This is a genomic window from Cognatishimia sp. F0-27 (assembly GCF_020667845.1).
Lineage (GTDB): Bacteria > Pseudomonadota > Alphaproteobacteria > Rhodobacterales > Rhodobacteraceae > JAFMPQ01.
Map to the genome: position 1 here is coordinate 1 of NZ_JAFMPQ010000023.1, position 24,908 is coordinate 24,908.

Consider the following 24,908-nt stretch of genomic DNA (forward strand, 5'->3'; position numbering starts at 1 on the left):
TCCCAAACGGTCCATCGTCACGGCCATCGCCGCATCCTGTGCCGTCGGGTTATCCAACGTGTCGAGCAGTGCCTGCGCGATGGGTCCCGGACGGCAGGCCTGACCGATGAATTCCGGAACCGCGCGGGTTTCCGACACCAGATTCACCAGCGTGACCGTGTCCACGAGCAACATGCGCCCGATGATCTGGCGCGACAGCCAGCTCATATCATAGGCGATCACCATCGGCGTGCCTGCCGCCGCCAATTCAAGCGAGACGGTGCCCGAGGCCGCGAGCGCCACATCGGCTGCGCGGAAGGCCGCGCGCTTTTGCGCCCCGTCGTGGTCTTCGTCGGGATCGATGACAATTGGCGCACCAGGCCAGGCCTCGACAGCTGCGCGCACGGTCTGCGCCACCGGGCGCGCCGCCGGACACACCAGGCGCAAGTCCGGACGGTCGGCATGAAGGCGGTCCGCAACGGCGCGAAAGATGGGCAACAGACGGCTGACCTCAGACCTGCGTGATCCGGGCAGCACCAGCGCCATCGGGCCGGCAACGCCATGCCGGTCCCGAAAGCCCTCGGCCTCCTGCGGCGTTGCAACGGGGTCCATCACCACCGGATGGCCGACAAAATCGCACGCCACCCCTGCCCGCTCCATGTAAGGTGGCTCGAATGGCAAGAGCGCCAGCACCTGATCCACGTGGCTGGCCATCTTCTGCGCCCGCTTTGGTCGCCAGGCCCAGACCGTGGGCGCGACGTAGTGCACCACGCGCACCTTGGACGATGCCTTGACCAACCGCGCCACGCGCAAGGAAAACTCGGGCAGATCAATGGTGATCAGCACGTCCGGACGTGCCTCGATCACCGCGTCGGCGGTTTGCCGGATCCGTGCCTTGAGATGGCGGTAGTCCTTGAGGATCTCGGCGATACCCATGATGGAGATCTCGTCCATCGGGAACAGGCTTTCGAGCCCCTGTTCGAGCATGCGGTCACCACCGATGCCCTCGAACCGAATATCCGGCACGCGCTGCTGCAACCCTTGCATCAACGCGGCGCCGAGTTTGTCGCCCGATGGTTCCCCTGCCGTGATGAATACCCGCATGTCAGTCTTGCCTTTCGCGAACCCAGAGGAAGGCGCCCCGCGCGTCCAGCGTCGCCAGCACCGCCTCCTGATCAAGCACCATGACGCCCCCCGCTTCGATTACAATGCCTGCAAAGCCCATCGCGCCGATCCGCTGTGCGGTTTCCAGCCCAATGACCGGTAAATCCGCGCGACGCTCCTGTCCCGGTTTGGGGGCCTTGTAGAGCACCGCGCCGCGGGCGCTTTCGGGTGCCTCCCTGGCGAGACGGTCAAGCATCGCGTCGGTGCCATCCTGTGCCTCGCGCACAAGCACCGTGCCGTCCCGGATCACGCAGGCCTGCCCGAGGTCTGCCCGCGCTTGTTCAAGGCTCACCTGATCGCCCAGCCGCATCGCGGCCTGTATCCCGGCATCGGGCGTCCTCTGCGTTAGACAGCCCGCGACGGGCAGCAGCTCAGGGGCGACTTCGTGGGCGGCGCGCACGGTCAGCCCCTGATCCTCGAACACCGAAATGGCGATCCTCAGAGCGCTGTCATCGCCCGTGCGCAAGGCGCGCCGGATCCTCGGAAGAAGCGCGAGGGTGCGCAGGTCAAGCCGCCACCACGAAAGCTTCGGGCGGTCCACCGCGCCACAGAAACACACTTCCGTCACGCCCTTGCGGCGCAACCAAGCCAGAAACCCGCCGAGCGCCTCCAACCGGAACACGTGGTCCGGCTTTACGCGATCCGGCAAGGAGCCGTGCATGGCACAGATCACGATGGGGGGTCGAACCGCCTCGCTGACCGCGAGGGGCAAGGCCCCGCGCCCTGCGATCAACGCCAGCATGGGCGATCAACCGGGTGTCAGGAAGGAACGGTCGCTTGCGCTCAGCACGAAATCGACGATTTCCTTCACGTAATCGCTTTGGGTTTCGTCGCCAAGACGTCGCGCGCGGTCCTGAAACGCGCCTTCGCCCTGCGCCAGCATCTGAAATGCCGCGCGCAACGCCGTGATGTCGGACCGCGCAACGCCTTTGCGTTTGAGACCGACGAGGTTCAGCCCGTCGAGCTTGCCGCGCGGCGCCTGCACAAGGCCGTAAGGGATCACGTCATTGGTGACCATCGTCACGGCGCCGATGATGGCGCCACGCCCGACCCGAACCCATTGATGCACGCCGGACAATCCTCCGACGATCACGTCATCCTCGATGATGCAATGTCCCGCCAGGGCGCAGTTGTTGACAAGAATCACCCGGTCGCCCACCCGCGCGTCATGCGCCACGTGACAGCCCGCCATGAACAGACCGTCATTGCCCACGCGGGTTTCGCCGCCACCGCCCTCGGTGCCGGTGTTCATGGTCACATGCTCGCGGATGCGGTTGCGCGCACCGATCACGAGACGGGTTTTCTCTCCGCGAAACTTGAGGTCTTGCGGGATTTCGCCAATCACCGCGAAGGGAAAGATCACCGTGTCGCTGCCGACCTCTGTCTCTCCGCCCACGACGACGTGGCTCTTGAGTTCGACACGATCATGCAGGGTGACATCCGGACCCACATGGCAAAACGGGCCAATCACACATCCCTCACCGATTTTCGCGCCCGGTTCGATGACGGCTGATGGGTGAATCCGGGCCTCGGTCACGACGGCAGGTCCATCATCGCGGTAAACTCCACCTCGGCCGCCATCTCGCCGTCCACCTCGGCGCGGCCGGCAAATTTCCAGACCTTGCCGCCCGGCTTGCCCCGCACCGTCGTCAGGTGCATCCGCAACTGGTCGCCGGGGATCACCTTGCGACGGAACTTACATTTGTCGATCGCCATGAAGTAGATCAGCATGTCCTTGTCCGCGAGATCCAGCGCCACCCCGACCATCACCGCCGCCGTCTGGGCCATCGCCTCGACAATGGTGACGCCGGGCATGATCGGCGTTCCCGGAAAATGGCCTTGGAAATGCGGTTCATTCATGGTGACGTTCTTGATGCCCACCGCGCTTTGGGTGCCGGCGATCTCTTCGACGCGATCCACCAGAAGAAAAGGATAGCGGTGCGGAAGGATCCGCTGGATCAACTGGATATCGGCGCTTTGATGGGTGTCACTCATAACGGCTGTCCTGTAATTCGCGGTCGCAAAGTCCCTAGCAACGCGCGTGGCGCGGGGCAAGGGTCCTGCCGGAGATGGGCCGCATTCCGCACCCCTGGTCGAAGCCCGGCAATCCGGCCCGTTACTCCTGTTCGTCCGGCGGTGTTTCGAAAGCGGGAAGACCGGAATTGTCTGGCTCCGGTTCTGGCTGCGCCATGGGTGTCAGATCGGCGCCGTCACCGATTTGATTGTCGATCCGGTCCACCGCCTGATCGGTCACGTCGATGAAATTGGCCGCAAGAAAGACCGCGCGCCGCTCCAGGATGACAGCGGCCCCGCTCTCGCGCATCAAGGACTGAAGCACCGGCTCCGAGACGGCGAGGAACTGCCGCCTCGCGTCTTCGCTGCGCTGATTGAGCGCCCTTGCCTTGATGTCCTGTTCGCGGCGGAGGCGTTGCACCTTTTCATCGAAGGCGCGGGCCAACGCACGGAATTCATCCGGTTCCATGCCCGCGCGCTCGTCGGTCAGGCGGCGCTCCTCCTCGGTCAGTTCGGCCTCGATGCGTCGGTTCTCGGCCGCGAGGCTTGCGCCTTCCGCCTCGATCTCCACCAACACACGCTGCCCAAAGGCGCTCTGTGCAAACGCCCGGTCAAACTCGATCACAAGGATCGGGCTTTGCACCGTGCCTTCGGAAAGGGTGCCTGCCAAGGGCTGAGCCGCAGACATGACCGGCCAGAGCCCGAGCATCCACGCGCAAGCAAGAGCGGCCAGGCGCATCGGCTCAGAATTGTGTCTGAATGGTCAGGTTGAAGTTCAGCGGCTTGTCATACTTGTTCTTCTGCAGCGGCTCGGAGAAGTTCAAGCGCAGCGGGCCGATGGCGCTGTCCCAAAGCAGCGAAAAGCCGACAGTGTGACGCGCTTCAAAGCCATCCGACACCACCTTGTTTGCCGCAAGCGCATTGTCCTTAGTATCAGAGCTGAGCCCCCAAACGGACCCCACATCATAGAACAGGCCCCCGCGCAGCCCGTATTCTTCGGGCAGTCCAAGCGGAAACTCCGCATCAAACCGCGCCACGGCGTAGAAATTGCCGCCCAGCGGGTCGTTGACACCGGGACCGATTTCGCGCGGGCCGATCCCGCCATATTCGAAGCCACGCATGATATTCGGCCCGATCAGGAACCGGTCGGTGATCCGGCTGGTGCCTTCGGAGAAATTCAGCGCGCCACCTTCGAGCGTGGCCCTCAAGGTCACTTCCTCGTTAAGGATCTTGGTCTGACCGAGTGCCTTGAAAGACGTGCGCACATAGGTCGTGTCGCCGCCCAGTCCGGCAAAATCCTGACCAAACTCGAGCCGCACTCCGGCGTTGGGATTCAGGCCCGTCCGGCGTGTGTCGAAGCTGTAGGTGTAGCCGATAAAGCTGTCATAACGCGGGCCTTCATCGGCCTCGGCGCGAATGATCCCGCCGATTTCCGGGTCCGCCGCCGTCGGTAGCGGTGTATCGTCCGGCAACACGAGATCGGTGTATTTCAGACCGTAGCGCAGACCCACGCGGCCGTTCTCCGACACCGGGAACCCAAGCGAAATGCCGAAATTGCCAACGGTTGTGTCCCAATCGGTCCCGAGATTGTCCGTCTCGTTGTAATTGAGATCGATCCCGAAGGAGAGGTCCCGACCGAGGAAGGCCGGCTCAAGGAAATTGAACGCGTAGGCACGAGCCGTGCTGGACGTATTGAAGCTCAGGCCGAGCGCCTGACCGCGACCGAGGAAATTGCGCTCGGAGAAGGAGATCGCGGCGCCGAAGCCAGTTGTCGTCGAATAGGAGCCGCCAAAGCTGAGCGCGCCGGTAGGCTGCTCTTCGACGTCGACCTCGACAATGACCTGCTGCGGGCTGGACCCCTCCCGGGCCTGCACGTCAGCCTCGCCGAAGAACCCCAGAGCACGGATTCGCTCGGCGCTTTCGCGCACGGCGCGTGGATTGAACGGGTCGCCCTCGACCACGTCGAACTGTCGCCGCACGACCCGGTCCAACGTGGTGGAATTGCCCTCAATATCAATGCGTTCGATAAAGATGCGCTCACCGCGGGTCAGCACGAACTCCACATCCAGCGTCAGGTCGCGATCGTTGCGCTCGATGCGCGGCTCGACCCGCACGAAGTTGAGACCTTCGCGCAAAGCCAGACGCTCAAGGCGGGCGATCTCGTTCTCTACCCGGAGCGGCGAGTAGACCGCACCTTCGCGCAGCCTCAACCGGCTTTCGAACACGTCCAGATCAACTTCCGGCAGGTCGGAATTCACTGTCACGGCACCAACGGTGAATTGCTGGCCTTCCTCGACGTTGAAGGTCACGAAATAGCCGTCGCGCTCTTGCGCAAGCTCGGCATTCACGCCCGTCACGCGGAAATCCACGTAGCCGCGCGAGAGGTAGAAATCGCGTAGCAGCTGCTTGTCGAATTCGATCCGGTCTTCGATCAGCGTGTCGCGGCGGATCAGGGCGCGCAGGAAACCCGCCTGCTTGGTGTCGAGAACGCGGCGGAGCCGGTTGTCCGAATAGGTGCCGTTTCCGACAAACCCGATACGTTCGATCTCCGACACGCCGCCTTCGAAAATCTCGAACACGAGATCGACGCGGTTGTTGGAGCGTCGGATCACCTTTGGCTCGACCCGAGCCGCCAGACGGCCCTGCTCGATATAGGATTCGGAAATCGTTTGCGCATCCGCCTCGGCCACCCGCGGGCTGAAGACGCGCCGCGATTGCGACGTGATGAGCGCGGCAAGGTTTTCATCGTCGATCCGCTGATTGCCCTCGAAGGAGATGCGGTTGATCGTCGGGTATTCCACCACGCGGATCACGAGCCGCGATCCCTGCGGATCGATCTCGACGGATTCGAAAAGGCCGGAGGCCAGGATCCGCTGATAGGCATCGTTGAGCTGTGCAGCGGAAACCCGCTCACCGCGCGCAATTCCAGCATAGCTCAGGATCGTCGCGGGCTCGATACGCTGGTTGCCTTCGATGGAGACACTGTTGAAGCTGAAGTTCTGGGCATAGGCGACATGCGGAATCGTCAGCGCCCCGACACCGCCCGAAAGCGCCAGCGTGATGGCGCCAATACGGGCCATACGGCCGATACGAGCCTTTGTTTCAAAGCGCCTTGCGCCACCCGCGAATGAGCCTGCAGCCATCGTACCAATCCATAAAGACATCCCTTGAGGTTTCAGTATCGGGATTGACCGGGGTTGTCAAAACGCCAGACACAACAAAACCGCCCAAATCGGACGATCTTGCCGGGTTTTTCATCGAATAGATGTTGTGGTCGAGACGGCTGGGGCTACCGCATGGCGGTGCCGAGATAGGCACCCGCGAACAAGGCCGCCACGATCGTCGCGATATACAGCATCCGGTCCCAGTTGATGTGGACCAGCAGGCTCATGCTGCGATAGCCGTCCTGGATTGTCTGCATCGTCTTGTCCTTCGGTTGCCATGGGCCTGTGCGGCACGCGCACGCCGCCTTGACCCATATGCACTGCGAAATCGGGCAAAACCGTGGCACAAGGATGATCTTTGCGCGGCATCCGGTGCGCAACGGGATGTCCGGCGATCAAGCCCGGAGGCGGCAGACGGACACACCCGAAACGGCCGACCCACCGTAGGGCCGGCCCATTCCGCATCCGCAACGCGATCAGGGGCAGAACAGGTCGTTTGTCAGCGCAAAGACCATCAACCCGAGGATCAGCGTCAATCCGATCGACATCAGCACCTTGAGCGCGCGGTCGGATGGCTTGCGGCCAGACACGGCCTCGTAGGCATAAAAGACCAGGTGTCCCCCATCGAGCACGGGGACCGGAAACAGGTTCAGCAATCCCACGGCGGTCGACAGAACGGCGATGAACCAGATGAAGCTTGTGCCGCCCTGGCTCGCCATGTCGCCAGAGGTTTCCGCGATCCCGATGGGACCGGATAGGTTGCAGGTGCTGATGGCGCCGGTGGCCATGTGCCACAGCCCGGACAGCGACCCACGCATGATCTCGCCAACCTGCACCACCCCTTGCCAGGTGGCTTCGAACACACCCGGCGATACGGTGGCCGGTTCAAACGCGATTCCGCCCACGATGCCGATCCGGTAGAATGTTTCGAACCCGCCATCAGGCTGCGGCTCGTCCACGCGGCGCGGCGTGAGCGCCACGTCGCGGGTTGCTCCGTCATTCCAGAGCGCGAGGGTCAGCGTTGCGCCTTCGGAACCTTCAACCGCTTGACGCAGCTGGTCGAAGGCAAAGATCTGCTGGCCGTTGATCGCGGTGATCACGTCGCCCTGTCGCAGGCCCGCATCGCCCGCCGCGGACCGCGGGGCCACCTGCGTCACGATAGGCGGGTAGACGTAAGGGCCGGCCACCTCTGTTTCGCGCCCGTCACGGTCGACGCGATAGGTCAGCTGCGGCACTTGCGGCAATGCCTTCATGAAAGCTTCATAGGCCACCGGATCGTCGAAACTCGGCGGGGCTTTGCCCTCGATCCCAAGGATCACGTCACCCTCGACCAGTTCCTGCTGCGTTGGCAAGGTGCGCAGCTCGCCCACGGTCAGCGGGTCTGCCGCAACGCCCCGGAACAGGAAGACGCCGGCAAAGATCAGGATAGACAGCGCGAAGTTGAAGAGCGGCCCGGCAGCCACGGTTGCGGTGCGCGCCCAAAGCGGTGCTCCGTCCATCGTGCTGCGCCTGTCCGACTCGTCGATGCTGCCCAGAACGGCCTCGTCGCGGCCGCCGGACGCGTTGGCGTCCCCGCGAAACTTCACGTAACCGCCAAACGGCAGCAGCGCGAATTGCCACTTGGTGCCGAAGCTGTCGGTGCGAGAATAGAGCACAGGGCCAAAGCCGAGCGAAAACACTTCGGGATAGATGCCGGACCACTTGCCAACGATGTAATGGCCGTATTCATGGATCGCGACGATAACCGAAAGGGCAATCACAAACGCAAGAAGCGTCCAGATCAGGCCGCCGAATTGCGGGATGAGCGTGGTCAGATCCAAAGCAAGTGCTCCCTCTCAAGTCGCATTCTGCGTGCGACCGGTTAATCAATGGTCAGTTTGCGGCGCGGCGTGCCATGATGGCATCGGCCCGCTCCCTTGCGAGATGGTCCGCGCGCATGACCGTATCAAGGGTGAGCGTGGCAGGAGTGAGGCCATCGCCGGACGAAAGCTGGGACAAGACCTCCTCGACCACCTCCGCCATCTGAGTGAACCCGATGCGCCCGTCGAGGAACCCGTCGAGCGCCCGTTCCTTCGCGGCGTTGAACACCGCACCGGCCAGCCCGCGGGTCTCCATCACCGACCGTGACAGACGCAGCGCGGGCCAGCGTGTCTCGCAGGCCTTGCGGAAATTGAGTTGCCCCAAAGCCGCAAGGTCCAGCCGCGCCACCGGAAGATCCCGCCGCTCCGGCCAGTGCAGCGCGAAACCGATGGCGTGGCGCATGTCCGGCGGTCCGACATGCGCCATCAACGCGCCATCCCGGAAGCCCACCAACGCGTGAATGAGGCTCTCAGGGTGCACAACCGCCTCGATCTGGCTTGGCTCGATCTCGAAAAACTCACGTGTTTCAATGAGTTCCAGTGCCTTGTTGAACATCGACGCCGAATCGATCGTGATCCTCTGCCCCATGTCCCAATTCGGGTGCGTTGCCGCCTCTGCGGGCGTGGCATTGGCCAGTGCTTCCAGCGGCCAGTCGCGAAAGGCGCCACCGGACGCGGTGATCACGACCCGCTCGACAGCGGCCATGTCTTCGCCGATCAGCGCCTGAAACACCGCGGAATGCTCGCTGTCCACAGGCAGGATACGGCCGCCATGTGTCTTGGCCGTCTCGAGCATCAAGGGCCCGGCACAGACCATGCTTTCCTTGTTGGCCAGCGCCAGCGCAGCGCCCTGCTGCAAGGCGCGCAAGCCCGGCTCAAGCCCCGCGGACCCGACGATGGCCGACATGACCCAATCCGCCGGTCGCGTGGCGGCCTCGATCAGGGCAGTGCGCCCGGCGGCGGCTTCGACCCCGGATCCTTCGAGCGCGGCGCGCAGCGCGTCCAGCTTGTCGTCATAGGCTGTCACGGCAACCTGCGCGTTCAGACGGCGCGCGTCCTGCGCCAGTTGCTCGATATTGGCACCACCGGTCAGCGCGACAACGCTGTATTCCTCCGGCGCGCGCGCGATCAGATCAATCGTGTTCTGCCCGATGGAGCCCGTCGCACCGAAGATGGAAACCCGTCTCATGCCATCAGCTCCCCGGCGGGAAGCCGATGATCTGGCCGGCGATGACGATGAACAGCGCCGCGCCCAGAACACCGTCGAACCGGTCAAGCAGACCACCATGGCCGGGGATCAGGGCGGAGCTGTCCTTGACCCCTGCGCGCCGCTTGATGGCGCTTTCCGCGATGTCGCCAAGCTGACTGGCCATGGAGACGGAAATCGAGATGCCGATAAGACCGATGCCGACATTGGTGGCGCCAGCAAAAATGGCCCCGACCAATGCCGCTCCAAGCCACCCGGCGATGGATCCGGACCATGTTTTCTTGGGGCTGACCCGGGGCCAGAGCTTGGGGCCACCGATCATGCGCCCGGCGAAATACCCCGCCACATCGGTCACAACCACCACAAGGATAAGCCAGAGCATCCACGTCATGCCGAAATCGTCACGCAGCGCCATCATCCCGTAGCCCGCAAGCACGATCGCCGCAGTAAAGACCGCGTAGGTCACACCGCCGGTCTGCATGCGCGCCAAACCAAGCATGGACGGCAAAAGGATCATTGGCAGGGCAAAGGCAGGCGGCACCTCGATCGCAACCATGGCCACCACGAAGGTCGCACCGGCGAGGATGTACTGGCTCCGGGAGCGCTCGGTGTCGAGCATGCAGACCAGCTCCCACACCATCAAAGCGCAAACAGCGGCAATCAATCCGTGAAACCAGATGCCGCCGAGCCAGACGCCGCCGACCCCGAGAACCAGCATCACCACGGCCGAGACAAGCCGCGTGCGCAGGTCTTCCCAACGGGGCCCCGCGCTCATTGCGCCACCGCCCCGAAGCGCCGGTCGCGCTTGCCGTAGGCATGGACCAGCCGCGTCATCTCCTCCGCACCGAAATCCGGCCACAGCGTTTCGACAAACTCGTATTCCGCATAGGCCGATTGCCAGAGCAGGAAATTCGAGATCCGCGCCTCGCCACTGGTGCGGATCACCAGATCCGGGTCCGGCAACACACAGGTATCGAGATAGCGGGGGAGCGTTTCCTCGTCGATGCTTTCGGGATCGAGCTTGCCGTCCCGAACGTCACGCGCCAGACGCTGCGTGGCGCGGGCCACCTCGTCGCGCCCACCGTAATTGAGCGCGATTGTCAGGTTCACGCCATCACAATGGCAGGTGTGCTCTTCAAGATCGTCCATCAACTTGCGCAGCTTCGCATCGAGCCGCGGACGATCCCCGATAAAGCGCACCCGGACGTTCTCGGCCTTGAGCGCGCGGGTTTCCTTGGTGATGTAGCGCCGGAACAGCGACATCAGCCCCGCCACCTCGACTTGGGTGCGCTTCCAGTTCTCCGTCGAAAAAGCAAAGATCGTCAGGTATTTCACACCCAGATCGGGACAGGCTTCGACCACCTCACGCACACGCTTTGCGCCTGCGTGATGCCCAAAGAGGCGCGGACGCCCGCGCTGTGTGGCCCATCGACCGTTGCCGTCCATGATGATGGCCACATGGTCGGGACCATCGGTTTGTCGGATCGGCTTGACCATCAAGAAGTTCCTGTCTGCAAGATCTGTGCGCGGCACACAATCGGCGGTCCGGTTGGCGCGGCGGCTCAGACCTGCATGATCTCGGCTTGTTTGGTTTCAAGCTGTTCGTCGATCTTCTTGATGTAGCTGTCCGTCAGATCCTGCACTTCTGATTCCCAGAATTTCTGGTTGTCTTCGGACAAGCCGTTCGCCTTGGCCTTTTTGATCTGATCCATCCCGTCGCGGCGCAGGTTGCGCACGGATACGCGCGCGCTTTCGGCATAAGAGCCCGCAACCTTGGTCAGCTCGCGGCGGCGTTCCTCGTTCAGTTCGGGGATCGGCAGCATGATGATGGTGCCGTTGAGCTGCGGGTTGATGCCGAGACCGCTTTCGCGGATCGCCTTTTCCACCTTGCCCACAAGCCCCTTGTCCCAGACGTTGATGGTCACCATGCGCGGCTCTGGCACGTTGACCGTGCCGACCTGGTTGATCGGAGTTTGCGCGCCATAGGCGTCCACCATCACCGGCTCAAGCATGGAAGAGGAGGCGCGCCCGGTGCGCAAAGACGCGAATTCCGTGCGCAGATTGGCAATGGCGCCATCCATCCGGCGTTTCAGATCGTCGGTATCGAGTTCGAATTCGTCTGACATCGTTCTTTCCTACAGCTCGTGCCACCCGCGGCGGTCTTGGTATCTTGGGTGTTTGATTGATTGCATAGCGCATCCGCGCCGGTCTTGACCAGAGCCGCGTCTGGCGCAGCATGTCTGGCACACCGGGTCCGGCGGCCCGCGCTCTCAGGCCCGGCATGGCGCCAGCCCACTCGTCGCGCCGATCAGCGCCGTTCGCGCAGCGGTTTCTCGCGCACCACCGTATAAGTCCCCTCACCGGCGAGGATCCCCCGGAAGCCTCCCGGCTCGTCGAGAGAGAAGACAATGATCGGCAGGGAATTGTCCCGCGCCAGCGCAATCGCGGAGGCGTCCATCACGCCGAGATGCTGGGACAGGCATTCGTCATAGCTGATCTCGTCATAGCGCACCGCGTCGTCATGCTTCATCGGGTCCTTGTCATAGACGCCGTCGACCTTTGTGCCCTTGAAGATTGCCTCGCACGCCATTTCATTGGCGCGCAGCGTGGCCGCGGTGTCGGTGGTGAAATAGGGGTTGCCGGTGCCGGCGGCAAAGATGCAGACCCGCTTCTTTTCGAGGTGGCGCACGGCGCGGCGGCGGATATACGGCTCGGCCACCTCGTCCATGCGGATGGCAGAGATCACCCGTGTGAAGACGCCCAGCCCCTCAAGCGCCGACTGCATGGCCAGCGCGTTCATCACCGTTGCCAGCATCCCCATGTAGTCGGCGGTCGTGCGCTCCATGCCCTGAGCGGATCCGGCCAGACCGCGAAAGACATTGCCGCCGCCGATCACCATGCAGATCTCCACCCCCATGTCGTGCACCGATTTGACCTCGCGCGCGATGCGTTCCACCGTCGGCGGGTGGAGACCGAAACCCTGGTCGCCCATCAGGGCCTCGCCCGAGATCTTGAGCATGACGCGTTTGAATTTCTTGGATTCTGCGGTTTGGTCAGTCATCCGGAGCTCCGTTGAGGTCGGTTCGCGCGCCGAGGGTTGGCGTGCCGCGGCGACGGGGATAAGATCGCGTGCATCATTGAACCAAAAGCGCTGGCTCCGCAATGGCATGCGGCGCCGCTCCCCGCCGATCCGCGGCACGCGGCTGACCCGAGCAACGCCCGAAACATCAAGGACAGAGGGACCATGCCCGCCGACCGCCCTGCCCGCCTGGCCGAGATGCCGTTCCACAGGCTCGATCCACAGCGCCCCGTCCTGATTGCCGGCCCCACCGCCAGCGGCAAGTCGGCCCTGGCGCTCGACATTGCCGAACGGCAAGGCCGCGCGATCGTCAATGCCGACGCGTTGCAGGTCTTTGACAGCTGGCGCGTTCTGACGGCGCGCCCGCCACGCGCCGACGAGGCGCGGGTGCCGCACCACCTCTACGGCCATGTGCCCGGGCATGCGCCCTATTCGGTCGGTGCCTGGCTCGCGGATCTCGAGCCGTTTCTCGCCCGCAGTCCCGCGCCGGTGATTGTGGGCGGCACGGGTCTCTATTTTTCGGCTCTGACCGAGGGTCTGACCCGCACACCCGAGGTGCCGCCTGAGATCCGGGCCGAGGCGGATACCCGCCTCGCGCGGGACGGGCTCGGCACGATGCTTGCGGAGATCGACACGGCGACGCGATCACGGATCGACGCGGCGAACCCGGCACGGGTGCAACGCGCGTGGGAAGTCCTGAGGACAACCGGTCGAGGCCTCGCCGCATGGCAGGACGAGACACCGCCCCCCCGCTTGCCGCTGGCCCGCGCTCATGCCTTCGTGATCGACGCCCCCCGCGAATGGCTGACGCCGCGCATCGAACGCCGTCTCGCGCAGATGGTCGAGACCGGCGCGCTGGAAGAGGCCGCCGCCAACAGCGCGGGCTTCGACCCCGCCCGCCCATCCGGCAAGGCCATCGGCGCAGAAGAGCTGATCGCATATCTGCGCGGTGACCTGAGCCTGGAGGCCGCGCTCGACCGGGCCGCGATCCGCACCCGGCAATACGCCAAGCGCCAGCGCACCTGGTTCCGGGCCCGTATGCAGGGCTGGACATGGATCGACGGGACCGCCCGCGCCCTCGCCGGCGGGGTCTGACCACGCGATGAGCCGCTTACCCGCCTTTCTCAGCACGGGCATCGGCCAACATCCTGCACAGGGCGCAACGGTGCCGGTGGTTTGCGGGTCCTTCGGCCTGATCAGCCGGTCTGCCCCCTGGGCCTGGTCGCTGGTCCATGCGCGTAAGGATCACGTGCTGCTCTGGATCACCCACGGCCAGGGGCGATGCGTGATCGACGGCATCCGGCGGGGCATCTCTGCCCATACCGCCGTGTTCGTGCCGGCGGGCAGCTTGTGGTCGGTCGATCTGTCTTCGGGCACCACGGCCCTTTATCTGCAAACACCGCCTTGCGGCGCCGGCACGGGACGCGGCACGCCCACCCCGAGCCGAGCGGAGCCGTCTCCCGCGCCGTTGCCGCTGCCGCAAAGGCCGCTCCTGCTGCGGGTCCGGACCGGTGCGGCGCAGGCGGAATTGACCGGTCTCATCGATTCCATGGTGCGCGAATGCGATCAGCAACGGCCCTTCTACGGCGATGCGCTGGATGCCTATCTGCACCTGCTTGCGGTCTGGATGCGGCGGCAGGTTGCCGAGGGCGCGGACGATCCCGGCCCCAGCGATGCCGCGGCGCAGCTCGTCCGCCGCTATGCAACGGCTCTCGTCGCGAACAGCGCCGCGCCACAGGGCATGGGAGAGCACGCACGCGCCCTCGCGGTGACCCCGACCCACCTGAGCCGGTGCTGCAAGGCCCTTGCCGGACTGACCGCTTCGGATCTGCTCGCCGATTGCCGGCTGCACGCGGCGCGCGCCGCCTTGTGCCGGCCGGACCCGCCGGTCTCCGAGATCGCGCGCGCACTGGGATTTGCCACCCCCGCTTATTTCACGCGGTTCATCAAGACCCGCACCGGCCATGCCCCCACCGCGCTGCGCAGGATCTCGCGCATGACAAAACCGCATCTCTGACGACAGGTTTGTCGGCCGGGCTCGCCTTACCCAGCGTAAGCGCGGCCCGATCCGGGAAAGTCGCTTTCTGGCTCCGAAAATGTCGCTTTCTGACACCGAAACGACCAAACCTGCCGTTGACGCCGCCTGTCTTTCCGTGTCGACTGATGCGTGACGGAGCAAAGCGCTTTGAAAAACGGCGCAGCCGCGATGCGTGGTCCGAAAACAAGAAGGCTCCGGAAACGCTTCTATTGTGTCACAGGGAGACAAGTATGACGCAACACAATGACACGCGGCGGGTGCACCCTGCTGCCAATCTTTACGCGCGTGAATTCAAGAACGGGCTGATCGACCGCCGCGAGTTCCTGACCCGGGCAACGGCGCTTGGCGTCACCGCATCGGCGGCCTACGCACTCGGCGGCCTCGGAAGCCCGGCGCAAGCCGCGGCACACGCCCAGTCCGGCGGCACGATCCGCATTCAGCAGGAAGTGCGTGCGGTCAAGGATCCGCGCACCATGGACTGGACGCAGATCTCCAACTTCACGCGCGGCTGGCTGGAATACATGGTCGAGTATAACCGCGACGGAACCGTCCGCGGCATGCTGCTCGAAAGCTGGTCGGCCAATGACGATGCAACCGAATACACGCTCAACGTCCGGCCCGGCGTGACATGGAACAACGGCGACGCGTTCAATGCCGATGACGTCGTGCGCATGTTCGAATACTGGTGCGACAAGAACGTCGAAGGCAACTCCATGGCCGGCCGCATGGCCGCGCTGATCGACACGGAGACCAACAAGCTCAAAGAGGGCGCGGTCACAAAGGTCGATGACCTGACGGTCAAGGTCACGCTGGAAAGCCCCGACATCACGATCATCGTCGGCATGGCAGACTATCCCGCCGCCGTTGTCCATGCGAGCCACGACCCGGCCACCATGCTGGAAAACCCGATCGGCACCGGCCCTTACCTTCCCGAGAGCCTCGCGGTCGGTCAGAAGGGCGTGCTTGTCAAGAACACCGATCACAATTGGTGGGGCGCAGAGGCGGAAGGCATCGGCGGCGCCTATGCGGACCGGATCGAGTTCATCGATTACGGCACCGACCCGGCGGCCTGGATCGCGGCGGTCGAATCCGAAGAGGTCGACCTGCTGTATCAGAACGTCAACGAATTCATCGAGATCGGTGATGCGATCGGCTGGGAAAAGTCCGAGGTTGTGACCGGTGCAACCGTGGTGCTGCGCTTCAACCAGCAGACGCCCGTCGGTGACATGGTGCCCTATGAGGATGTGCGCGTCCGCAAGGCGCTGCAGATGGCGGTCGACAACCAGATCTGCCTTGAGCTGGGCTATGCGGGCCTTGGCGTTGTGGCCGAAAACCACCACGTGGCCCCGGTGCATCCCGAATATGCCGATATCGGCGGCACGGAGGTGAACCCCGACGGCGCGGCTGCGCTGCTTGAAGAGGCCGGCATGGCGGATTTCGAGCATGAGCTGATCACGCTGGATGACGGGTTCACCAAGAACACCGGCGACGCGGCCGCCGCACAGATGCGCGATGCGGGCATCAATGTGCGCCGGACGGTTCTGCCCGGGTCGACCTTCTGGAACGACTGGGCGAAATACCCGCTTTCCATCACCGAATGGAACCACCGCCCGCTTGGCGTGCAGGTTCTGGCACTGGCCTATCGCTCCGGCGAGGCGTGGAACGAGGCAGGCTATGCCAACCCGGAGTTCGATGCCAAGCTGAACCAAGCCATGTCGATTTCCGACGCCGATGCGCGCCGTGAAGTGATGGCCGAGATCCAGAAGATCATGCAGGATGACGGCGTCATCATCCAGCCTTACTGGCGCTCGCTCTACCGCCACTCCCGTCCGGGCATGGTCGGTGTGGACATGCACCCGTCCTTTGAAATCCACGTTTACAAACTGGGTTTCGCGGCCTGACGGCCACAAATCGCGGGCCGCTCCTCCATGGGGGCGGCCCATTCTTCGCCCCGTGGCATGTCAACGACCACGGGGGAGATCAAAGGACGGGGACCAACCCCGCCAGCTGAACGCAAGGGGCTGACATGGGACTGTTCATTCTCAGACGCGTGTGGGTGATGCTGCTCACCGCACTCTGTCTGACCTTCATCGTCTTCTTTCTCACCAACCTGTATCCAAACCTCGAAAAGCTCGCCAAGTCCGAAGGCAACTTCCGGATGACCGACGAACAGGTCGACAGCTGGTTGTCGAACCGGGGATACACGGACAATGTGTTCAGCAAATATGGCCAGTGGCTGGGCGTTTTGCCGGGCTACGTGATCGAAGGCAGTGACGGCGAAACCCGGGCGCGCTGCGCCATACCCGGTGAACCGGTGGAGGATGCCGCAACCTTCTGCGGCGTGTTGCAGGGCAACTGGGGCAGCTCGACCGTGTTCAAGGTGCCGGTGCTCGACAAGGTCGGCGAAAGCCTCGCCCTGACCGGCAAACTGATGTTCTGGGTCTTGGTGGTCATGGTGCCTTCGGCGCTCCTGCTTGGGGTGCTGGCCGGCATGCGCGAGGGGTCTGCAACCGACCGCAGCCTGTCGACAATTGCCATCACCACAACCGCAACACCGGAATATGTCTCGGGCGTGATCCTGATTGCGGTCTTTGCCTCCTCGACAGCCGGGTTGCAGTGGTTCAAGGCCACGGCCGCCTCGGCCATGGAAGACGCCAATTTCGAGAATTTCTTCCTGCCGGTCCTGACCATCGCGCTTTACGGCATGGGCTATATCGCGCGGATGACCCGGGCCTCCATGGCGGAGGTCATGACCGCGCAATATATCCGCACCGCGCGGCTCAAGGGGGTGAGCTTTGGCAATATCGTGATGAAGCACGCGCTGCGCAACGCGCTCATCGCGCCGTTCACAGTCATCATGCTGCAATTCCCGTGGCTGCTGAACGGTGTGGTGATCGTCGAGACGCTGTTCAACTACAAGGGCTTCGGCTGGACCCTGGTTCAGGCCGCCGGCAACAACGACATCGAGCTGCTGCTCGGCGTGTCGGTGGTGTCGGTCTTTGTGGTTCTCATCACGCAGCTGATTTCCGATATCGGCTACGTTTACCTCAACCCGCGCATCAGCGTCAGCTAAGGAGGAGAGCTTCATGGACCCGCTTTCCTGGGGCGAGATCATCGCCCGCGTCATGGCCCAGCTGACCCCTGTGTGGATCGCTCTGGTGCTGCTTTTCGTGGTCTCCATCCTGTTCAAACGCAGGCTGGGGCTGTACGGCAAACTCTTTGACAGCATGATCGGCATGATCGGCTTTGCGCTGGTGATGTTCTGGGTGTTCACGGGCCTTTTCGGAGCGATGGGGCTGATTGTGACCCATGACAGCCTCGCGCAGATCGCCTCGATGAAGAACAAGGTGCCCGGCACGGCTATCCTCGGCGTCGAGGAGGGTATCTACCCCTATTACCTGCTCGGTGGCGACAACCTTGGCCGCGACGTGTTCAGCCGGATGGTCGATGGCGCCTGGGTGGTGATGCAGATTGCCCCGCTCGCCACCGTCTTTGCCTTCATGGTCGGCATCACGCTGGGCCTGCCTGCGGGCTATTACGGCGGGCGGCTCGACACCGGGTTGAGCTTTCTGGCCAACCTGATCCTCGCCTTCCCGGTGATCTTGCTCTTCTACCTGCTGGTGACACCGGAAATCATCGCCACGGGCATCCCGAACTACATGGCGACATTCCTGTTCATCTTCCCGCTGGTCTTTGCCGCAGTGCTGCTGAACTCGCGCTATCACACCCGCCCGAGCCTGCGCACGCCATTGCTGATCGGGGTTCTGGGCGTTCTGGGCTGGCTCTATCTCAGCCTCGTGTCAGAGGTCGGATCGAAGGTGCATATCCTGCCGGGATTTGCCGATCTCTTCGATGTGCCCTCGGGCATCCTCGTGGTGTTTGTGTCGGTGGTTTTCGTCAATTCGCCCACGGTCTTCCGGATCGTGCGTGGCCTGACCATGGACATCAAGACACGCGACTATGTGGCCGCGGCCGCGACCCGCGGCGAGGGCCCGTGGTACATCATGCTCTGGGAGATCCTGCCCAATGCGCGCGGGCCGCTGATCGTCGATTTCTGTTTGCGGATCGGCTACACGACGATCCTTCTGGGCACGCTGGGCTTCTTTGGTCTCGGGCTGCCGCCGGAAAGCCCGGACTGGGGGACCACCATCAATGACGGGCGGCGGTTGTTGCGGATCTACCTGCACCCCGCGCTGGTGCCGGCCTTCTCGTTGTTGTCGCTGGTGCTGGGCCTGAACCTGCTGGCGGATGGTCTGCGCGAGGAATCGTTGCGCGATTGAGGACAGGCGGGACCGGGGGCCAGCCCCCGGACCCCCGGGATATTTCAGGCCCAAAGAAACGAGACATTCGGTCTTCGGGCTGCTCCGACAGGGAGAGAGATCATGGCAGATACCTATGACGGACCCATTCTCGAGATCGACAGACTTTCGATTTCGTTTTTTACCCGCCTGCGCGAGATCCCCGCGGTGATGGACTTCTCGGTTGCGGTGCAGCCGGGCGAGGCCGTTGGACTTGTGGGCGAAAGCGGGTGTGGAAAATCCACCGTGGCGCTTGGCGTGATGCAGGATCTTGGCAAGAACGGCCGGATCGTCGGCGGATCGATCAAGTTCAAGGGACGGGATCTTGGTGCGATGAGCGCCGATGAATTGCGCCAGATTCGCGGCTCGGAGATCGCGATGATCTATCAGGAGCCGATGGCAAGCCTGAACCCGGCGATGAAGATCGGCCGCCAGCTTATGGAAGTGCCGATGATCCATCGCGGATCGTCAGAGAAAGAGGCGTATGACAGGGCGTTGCAGGTGGTCACGGATGTGAAGCTGCCGGACCCCAAGCGCATTCTCGACAGCTACCCGCACCAGCTTTCAGGCGGACAGCAACAGCGGATCGTCATTGCCATGGCGCTGATGGCGGAGCCGTCGCTGCTCATCCTCGATGAGCCGACCACCGCGCTCGATGTGACCGTCGAGGCCGCCGTGGTCGAGCTGGTCAAGGATCTCGGCAAGAAATACGGCACTTCGATGCTGTTCATCTCGCACAATCTCGGGCTGGTGCTGGAAACCTGCGACCGGCTCTGTGTCATGTATTCCGGCGAGGCGGTGGAGCGCGGCTCGATTGCCGATGTGTTCGACGAGATGCAGCACCCCTACACGCAGGCGCTGTTTCGCTCGATCCCGCTGCCCGGGGCTGACAAGAACGCGCGGCCCCTGCGCGCGATCCCCGGCAACTTCCCCCTGCCCCATGAGCGCCCGCAAGGCTGCAATTTTGGTCCGCGCTGCGACTATTTCGAAGCGGGCCGCTGCGATGTGGGCGATATTCCGATGGCGCAGGTGCCCGGCAACGACCGCCACGCCACGCGCTGCGTCAAGTTTCAGGAGATCGACTGGAAGGCGCCGATGGCGCTCGAGGCCACCAAGGAAAAGGGCGAGCCCGGCAAGGTTGTGCTGCGCATGGACAACCTCAAGAAATACTATGAGGTTGCGGCCAACGCGCTCTTTGGCAGTTCCGGCGAGACCAAGGTGGTGAAGGCCAACGAGACGCTCAGTTTCGAGGCGCGCGAAAGCGAGACACTGGCCATTGTCGGCGAGAGCGGTTGTGGCAAGTCGACCTTTGCCAAGGTGTTGATGGGGTTGGAGACCGCTACGGAGGGCGAGATCCTGCTCGACAACAAGCCCATCCAGAGCACAGCGATCGAGGATCGCGACACCAAGACCATTTCCGACATCCAGATGGTGTTCCAGAACCCCTTCGACACGCTCAACCCCTCCATGACGGTGGGGCGCCAGATCATGCGGGCGCTGGAGATCTTCGGGATCGGCGACAGCGAGGATGCGCGACGCAAGCGCATGCTGGAATTGCTTGACCTGGTGAAGCTGCCCCGCGCCTTTGCCGATCGCATGCCGCGCCAGCTTTCAGGGGGCCAGAAACAGCGTGTGGGCATCGCGCGGGCCTTTGCGGGGGATGCGCGGATCGTCGTCGCGGATGAACCGGTTTCCGCGCTCGACGTGTCGGTGCAGGCCGCGGTGACCGATCTGCTGATGGAGATCCAGCGCGAGCACAAGACCACCCTGCTCTTTATCAGCCACGATCTGAGCATCGTGCGCTACCTGAGCGACCGGGTGATGGTGATGTATCTCGGCCATGTGGTGGAGCTTGGCACCACGGACCAGGTTTTTGCGCCGCCCTACCATCCTTACACCGAGGCGCTCCTGTCGGCTGTGCCGATTGCCGACACCTCGGTCGAGAAGACGCATATCGTGCTTGAGGGCGACATCCCGTCGGCGATGAACCCGCCATCTGGGTGTCCCTTCCAGACCCGTTGCCGATGGAAGGACCGCGTGCCCGGCGGGCTTTGCGAGAGCGAGGTGCCCGCTCAGAAGACGCTCGCCGACGGCCATCAGATCAAGTGCCACCTGTCGGACGCCGTGCTGGCCGAGATGGATGCCGTGATCAAGGTGGCGGCAGAATAACCCCGCCGCGCCCGGTTCCGATCCGGCCTATCCCGGCAGGTCCTGCCCACCGCGCAAGGTGGCGACGGGCACATCCACGGGCATGTTGGCAACGGCATCATCCGCCAGCGCGTTCACAAGGCGCGCATAGGTCTCGTTCTTGAGTGACGCGGCTTGGGCCGGTGTGAGGGGCGCCGTCTCTGCCGAGTCGAGCGGGGCTATGACAAAGGTCTTCTTGTAGCCATGAAGACGCCCGCGGCCCTCCGTGTCGCGATACCGGATCTCCGCGCTCAGACGGCTTGTGGTGCTGGCATCGATTTCCGAAGGGCGTTCAGGCAGATCAAGGCTTGTGATGATCACCTGCATCTCGATCCCCTCATCGTCGATCTGCGGACGCAGGCGAAGAACAAGCGCATCGGATACGTCGCTTTCGAGCCCCGGATAAAACGCGGTCGGCGCGGCGGCTTCAAGGTCAACCGATACATCGATGGTTTCAACGGCCATCGACTGGCTCAGGCCGGGGGTGGCCACAAATGTGATCGCTGCGGCGAGGCTGTAAAGACTGTTGCGGACCATGATGTCTCATCCCTTTCTACCATTCGGTGTCGTGGGTGAGCAACGTCGAAGCGCGGGAATTGTTCCGTCCGGGACAGATCCCGCGCCGCCCCGATGCGCTTGGCGGCCCTGGCGGGGCACGTCGGACAGGCGCATCGTCCGACACATCAGTGCGTGACGCCCCGCAGGAAAACTCTGTGGCGGAAAACACTGCGTCGGAAAGCTCTGCGTCGGAAAGCGCTGTGTCGGAAAACTCTGTGTCGGAAAACGGGGGCTACTTGCCCCAGATGACCTTCACGTAATTACGCGTTTCGCGGAAAGGCGGGATGCCCTTGTGCTTGAGCACGGCACCCGGTCCGGCGTTATAGGCCGCAAGCGCCAGCCGCCACGACCCGAACTTGCGGTATTGCTGCTTGAGATAGCGCGCGCCGCCATCGAGGTTTTCGGCCGGGTCGTGCGGATCGACACCGAGTTCGCGCGCGGTGCCCGGCATCAGCTGTGCAAGGCCGATGGCGCCCTTGTGCGAGCGCGCCTTGGGGTTGAAGCGGCTTTCCTGATTCACGAGTCGCAAGAAGAGCCCTTCGGGGATGCCATGCCGGCGTGCAACGCCGCGGGCCATATCCGCATAGACGCCCTTGTAGCGTCCGCGATACTGTGGCGTCGGCCCTTCTTCGTCGTCATATTTCGTCGGGGTGATGACCTTCGGCGGCTGCAAGCGCACGGAATTGTTGTATTGCCGCGCCGCGCGGGTGTCGAGAACCCGGGTCTGGCTGTCGAAGATCCGCGCGCGCCCGCTTGACGACAACACGTCAGCCAAGGCTGTCTCTCCGCTCAAGGCCATGATCAAGACCGAAGCGGCAACCAAACGTCCAGAAATCATGAACTGCCCTGCCCACAAAAAGTTTCGCGTACATTAAGGCAAAATTGTCCGGCTGACCACCCGCTTCGGTTCCCCCCCCGAATTGGGTGGTATAGGGTCAGCCCCTAGACACGACACGGGATTCGAAGGGAGAAACGATGGCCGGTTCCGTCAACAAGGTGATCCTCATTGGCAATCTGGGTCGCGATCCGGAAGTGCGGTCCTTCCAGAACGGCGGCAAGGTGTGCAACCTGCGGATCGCCACCTCTGAAAACTGGAAGGATCGCAACACCGGCGAACGCCGGGAACGGACTGAATGGCACACTGTGGCCATCTTCAACGAGAACCTGGTCCGCCTCGCCGAGCAATACCTTCGCAAAGGCTCCAAGGTCTATATCGAGGGCAAGCTGGAGACCCGGAAATGGCAGGACCAGTCCGGTCAGGACCGGTATTCCACGGAAGTTGTGCTGCGCCCCTACGCTGGCGAAATGACCTTCCTTGACGGGCGCGACGGCGGCGGTGGCGGCGGTGGCGGTTATGGCGGCGGGGGCTCCGGCGGCTATGGCGGTGGCGGTGGCGACTACGGCGGTGGCGGTGGCGGCGGCTACGACGAAGGCGGCGGCTACGGGGGCGGCGGCTCCGGCGGTGGTTCCGGTGGCGGCTCTGGCCCGTCGCGCGCACCGTCCCGCGATATCGACGACGAGATCCCGTTCTGAGCCGACCCGCTCGCAATCCGCGCCGCGATCGCTGTCACGGCGCGCCACAAAACCAACACGGCCGTGCCCGACAAGGGCGCGGCTTTTTCCTGTCCGGGCATGCCCGGTGATGCGCCGGCCCCCTGCCCGTCCCCCGCGCCGATCACTGCGTCGATCACCGCAAAGATCACCGCGCCGACCCGATCCGGCGCACAATCGGTCACAGCAACCGTCCGCAATCCGGAATCTTGCCCGCGCGGCGTCAAAACGGCTTGCCAGATCTCGCCGCGCACGGTCTCATGGACCCAATCAAGAGCAGCCCGCAACGACGGGACCACAGGTAATGACGGAGGCCCAGCATGGCCCAACCGCTCGATGGGATAACCATTGTCGATCTCACGCATGTCCTTGCCGGACCGTTTTGCACCATGACGCTGTCGGATCTCGGCGCGCAGGTGATCAAGGTCGAACGCCCCGGACAGGGCGATGACACCCGCGCCTTCCCGCCATTCAAGGACGGAAAGTCGGCCTATTTCGCGGCCATCAACCACGGCAAGAAATCCATCGCGCTGGATCTGCATGCCGAGGCGGATCGGGAGATCTTTGACGCAATCTTGTCGCAGGCCGACGTGCTTGTCGAAAACTTCCGCCCCGGCGTGATGGAGCGCTTGGGCTATGGCTGGGAGGACCTGCACGCGGCCTTGCCGCATCTGGTTTACGGGGCCGTTTCCGGATTTGGGCACACCGGCCCCGATTCCAAACGCCCCGCCTATGACATGGTGGTGCAGGCCCGCGGCGGCGTGATGTCGATCACCGGCGAGAAAAACCGTGAGCCGGTGCGCGTCGGGGCCTCTATCGGCGACATCGTGGCCGGCATGTTTCTCGCTCAGGGCGTGCTGGCCGCCCTGCTGGACCGGGAACGCACCGGGCTCGGGCGCAAGGTCGACGTGTCGATGCTCGACTCGCAACTGGCGATTCTGGAACATGCGATCGCGATCAGCACCGTGACCGGCAAACCGCCCCAACGCAGTGGGGCGCGCCATCCCAGCATTGCGCCCTTCGAGACCTTTCACGCTTCCGACGGGCTTTTCGTGATCGCCGCAGGAAACGACAAGCTCTTTGAAAAGCTCTGCGTCGCGATGAACCTGCCGCTGGCGGATGATCCGCGTTTTGCCACCAATGCGGCGCGGGTCAAGAACGCGCGGCTGCTCAAGCGGTTGATCGAAGCGGTGACCATCGACCAGACCGCGGCGAGCTGGATTGCGCGTCTGACCGCCGCGGGAATCCCCACCGGGCCGATCCAGAACATCGATCAGGTGATGAAGGATCCCCAGATCCTGGCGCGCAACATGGTTGTGGACGTGCTCGATATCAACGGGCGCGCGGCATACAAGGCCGCGGGCAACCCGATCAAGCTGTCCGACGCGCCGGATCCGACCTGTCGGCGCCCCGCTCCCGATCTCGATGCAAACCGGGGCGAAATCATGCGGTGGCTGAGCGAAACCGCGTCAAAAGGGGCATAGGCCCGGCAGGATATGCGCCCGGCAAGGGGGGCGTTGCCGCGGCCCGACCACGCCGAGCCGCTCCTGAGGCCGGCCATGCGCCCTAAACTCACGCGCCACGGACCACAATCGCACAGATCGAATCCGTCATGCGTCCAGACCACCCCGAGCCGACCTTCCGACGGGCCAAGCGCGCTCACCTCGCGCGCCACGGCCCCGCAATCCCGCCCAACACATCCCCGAAGAGGCCCGACCACGGCGAGCCGACCTTCCGACGGGCCAAGCGCCCTCACCGCGCGCACCACGGCCCCGCAACCGCGCCTAGCACATCCCCGGAGAGGCCCGACC

General features: G+C 63.8%; 23 protein-coding genes. 8 read left to right on the plus strand and 15 right to left on the minus strand.

The features are described 5' to 3' along the window. From lpxB to pyrH, 13 genes are all read right to left on the minus strand, one after another. On the minus strand, positions 1–1,083 hold a 1,083-nt coding region (gene lpxB, locus J1C49_RS13170), incomplete at its 3' end, for a lipid-A-disaccharide synthase (protein ID WP_227446294.1). Between the two features lies 1 nt (position 1,084). Then, complete coding sequence (locus tag J1C49_RS13175) at positions 1,085–1,885, minus strand: LpxI family protein (protein ID WP_227446295.1); 801 nt, start codon at positions 1,883–1,885, stop codon at positions 1,085–1,087. Positions 1,886–1,891: 6 nt separating this feature from the next. Beyond that, entirely contained in the window at positions 1,892–2,680 is a 789-nt protein-coding gene (lpxA, locus tag J1C49_RS13180) for an acyl-ACP--UDP-N-acetylglucosamine O-acyltransferase (protein WP_227446296.1), read from the minus strand. Then, complete coding sequence (gene fabZ, locus J1C49_RS13185; protein WP_227446297.1) at positions 2,677–3,138, minus strand: 3-hydroxyacyl-ACP dehydratase FabZ; 462 nt, start codon at positions 3,136–3,138, stop codon at positions 2,677–2,679. The genes lpxA and fabZ overlap by 4 nt, the downstream gene beginning before the upstream one ends. A 121-nt stretch (positions 3,139–3,259) precedes the next feature. After that, entirely contained in the window at positions 3,260–3,826 is a 567-nt protein-coding gene (locus J1C49_RS13190) for an OmpH family outer membrane protein (protein WP_227446298.1), read from the minus strand. 73 nt (positions 3,827–3,899) lie between these two features. Beyond that, a complete protein-coding gene (bamA, locus tag J1C49_RS13195) occupies positions 3,900–6,236 on the minus strand; it encodes an outer membrane protein assembly factor BamA (RefSeq protein WP_227446299.1) in 2,337 nt (778 codons plus the stop codon). Between the two features lie 209 nt (positions 6,237–6,445). Next, positions 6,446–6,577 (minus strand): hypothetical protein, encoded by a 132-nt coding sequence (locus J1C49_RS21740; protein WP_255670707.1) that lies wholly within the window; start codon positions 6,575–6,577, stop codon positions 6,446–6,448. Positions 6,578–6,796: 219 nt separating this feature from the next. Next, entirely contained in the window at positions 6,797–8,140 is a 1,344-nt protein-coding gene (rseP, locus tag J1C49_RS13200; protein ID WP_227446300.1) for an RIP metalloprotease RseP, read from the minus strand. 52 nt (positions 8,141–8,192) lie between these two features. Continuing rightward, positions 8,193–9,368: a 1-deoxy-D-xylulose-5-phosphate reductoisomerase gene (gene dxr, locus J1C49_RS13205; protein WP_227446301.1), complete on the minus strand. Its 1,176-nt coding sequence runs from the start codon at positions 9,366–9,368 to the stop codon at positions 8,193–8,195. Positions 9,369–9,372: 4 nt separating this feature from the next. Then, the gene (locus J1C49_RS13210) at positions 9,373–10,161 is read right to left on the minus strand and encodes a phosphatidate cytidylyltransferase (protein ID WP_227446302.1); all 789 of its coding nucleotides are present in this window, start codon (positions 10,159–10,161) and stop codon (positions 9,373–9,375) included. Continuing rightward, positions 10,158–10,883: an isoprenyl transferase gene (locus J1C49_RS13215; RefSeq protein ID WP_227446303.1), complete on the minus strand. Its 726-nt coding sequence runs from the start codon at positions 10,881–10,883 to the stop codon at positions 10,158–10,160. The genes J1C49_RS13210 and J1C49_RS13215 overlap by 4 nt, the downstream gene beginning before the upstream one ends. 65 nt (positions 10,884–10,948) lie before the next feature. After that, positions 10,949–11,512 carry a ribosome recycling factor gene (gene frr, locus J1C49_RS13220; RefSeq protein ID WP_227446304.1) on the minus strand — a complete coding sequence of 188 codons (564 nt, stop codon included), beginning with the start codon at positions 11,510–11,512 and terminating at the stop codon, positions 10,949–10,951. Between the two features lie 182 nt (positions 11,513–11,694). Continuing rightward, positions 11,695–12,447 carry a UMP kinase gene (gene pyrH / locus J1C49_RS13225; protein WP_227446305.1) on the minus strand — a complete coding sequence of 251 codons (753 nt, stop codon included), beginning with the start codon at positions 12,445–12,447 and terminating at the stop codon, positions 11,695–11,697. 183 nt (positions 12,448–12,630) lie between these two features. On the opposite strand from pyrH, the gene miaA reads away from it, so the two are divergent. The 6 genes from miaA to J1C49_RS13255 all read left to right on the plus strand — a co-directional run bounded on the left by miaA (position 12,631) and on the right by J1C49_RS13255 (position 20,970). After that, positions 12,631–13,560: a tRNA (adenosine(37)-N6)-dimethylallyltransferase MiaA gene (gene miaA / locus J1C49_RS13230; protein WP_227446306.1), complete on the plus strand. Its 930-nt coding sequence runs from the start codon at positions 12,631–12,633 to the stop codon at positions 13,558–13,560. Positions 13,561–13,567: 7 nt separating this feature from the next. Continuing rightward, positions 13,568–14,482, plus strand: coding sequence for a helix-turn-helix domain-containing protein (locus tag J1C49_RS13235; RefSeq protein WP_227446307.1), 915 nt, complete (start codon positions 13,568–13,570; stop codon positions 14,480–14,482). A gap of 251 nt (positions 14,483–14,733) precedes the next feature. Then, entirely contained in the window at positions 14,734–16,404 is a 1,671-nt protein-coding gene (locus J1C49_RS13240; protein ID WP_227446308.1) for an ABC transporter substrate-binding protein, read from the plus strand. A 125-nt stretch (positions 16,405–16,529) separates the two neighbouring features. Next, on the plus strand, positions 16,530–17,576 hold the full coding sequence (locus J1C49_RS13245) for an ABC transporter permease (RefSeq protein ID WP_227446309.1): 1,047 nt from the start codon (positions 16,530–16,532) through the stop codon (positions 17,574–17,576). 13 nt (positions 17,577–17,589) lie between these two features. Then, positions 17,590–18,783 (plus strand): ABC transporter permease, encoded by a 1,194-nt coding sequence (locus J1C49_RS13250; protein ID WP_227446310.1) that lies wholly within the window; start codon positions 17,590–17,592, stop codon positions 18,781–18,783. A gap of 102 nt (positions 18,784–18,885) precedes the next feature. Beyond that, positions 18,886–20,970, plus strand: coding sequence for an ABC transporter ATP-binding protein (locus J1C49_RS13255; protein ID WP_227446311.1), 2,085 nt, complete (start codon positions 18,886–18,888; stop codon positions 20,968–20,970). Positions 20,971–20,997: 27 nt separating this feature from the next. Here the strand turns inward: J1C49_RS13255 and J1C49_RS13260 are convergent, their stop codons facing one another. Together J1C49_RS13260 and J1C49_RS13265 are read right to left on the minus strand one after the other, a co-directional pair. Continuing rightward, entirely contained in the window at positions 20,998–21,525 is a 528-nt protein-coding gene (locus J1C49_RS13260; RefSeq protein WP_227446312.1) for a hypothetical protein, read from the minus strand. 253 nt (positions 21,526–21,778) lie between these two features. Continuing rightward, positions 21,779–22,384 (minus strand): lytic transglycosylase domain-containing protein, encoded by a 606-nt coding sequence (locus J1C49_RS13265; RefSeq protein ID WP_370639414.1) that lies wholly within the window; start codon positions 22,382–22,384, stop codon positions 21,779–21,781. Between the two features lie 137 nt (positions 22,385–22,521). Between J1C49_RS13265 and ssb the strand changes: the two genes are divergently transcribed. Continuing rightward, on the plus strand, positions 22,522–23,079 hold the full coding sequence (ssb, locus tag J1C49_RS13270; RefSeq protein ID WP_227446313.1) for a single-stranded DNA-binding protein: 558 nt from the start codon (positions 22,522–22,524) through the stop codon (positions 23,077–23,079). Positions 23,080–23,417: 338 nt separating this feature from the next. Beyond that, on the plus strand, positions 23,418–24,581 hold the full coding sequence (locus J1C49_RS13275; protein WP_227446314.1) for a CaiB/BaiF CoA-transferase family protein: 1,164 nt from the start codon (positions 23,418–23,420) through the stop codon (positions 24,579–24,581). The last annotated feature ends 327 nt before the right edge of the window (positions 24,582–24,908 follow it).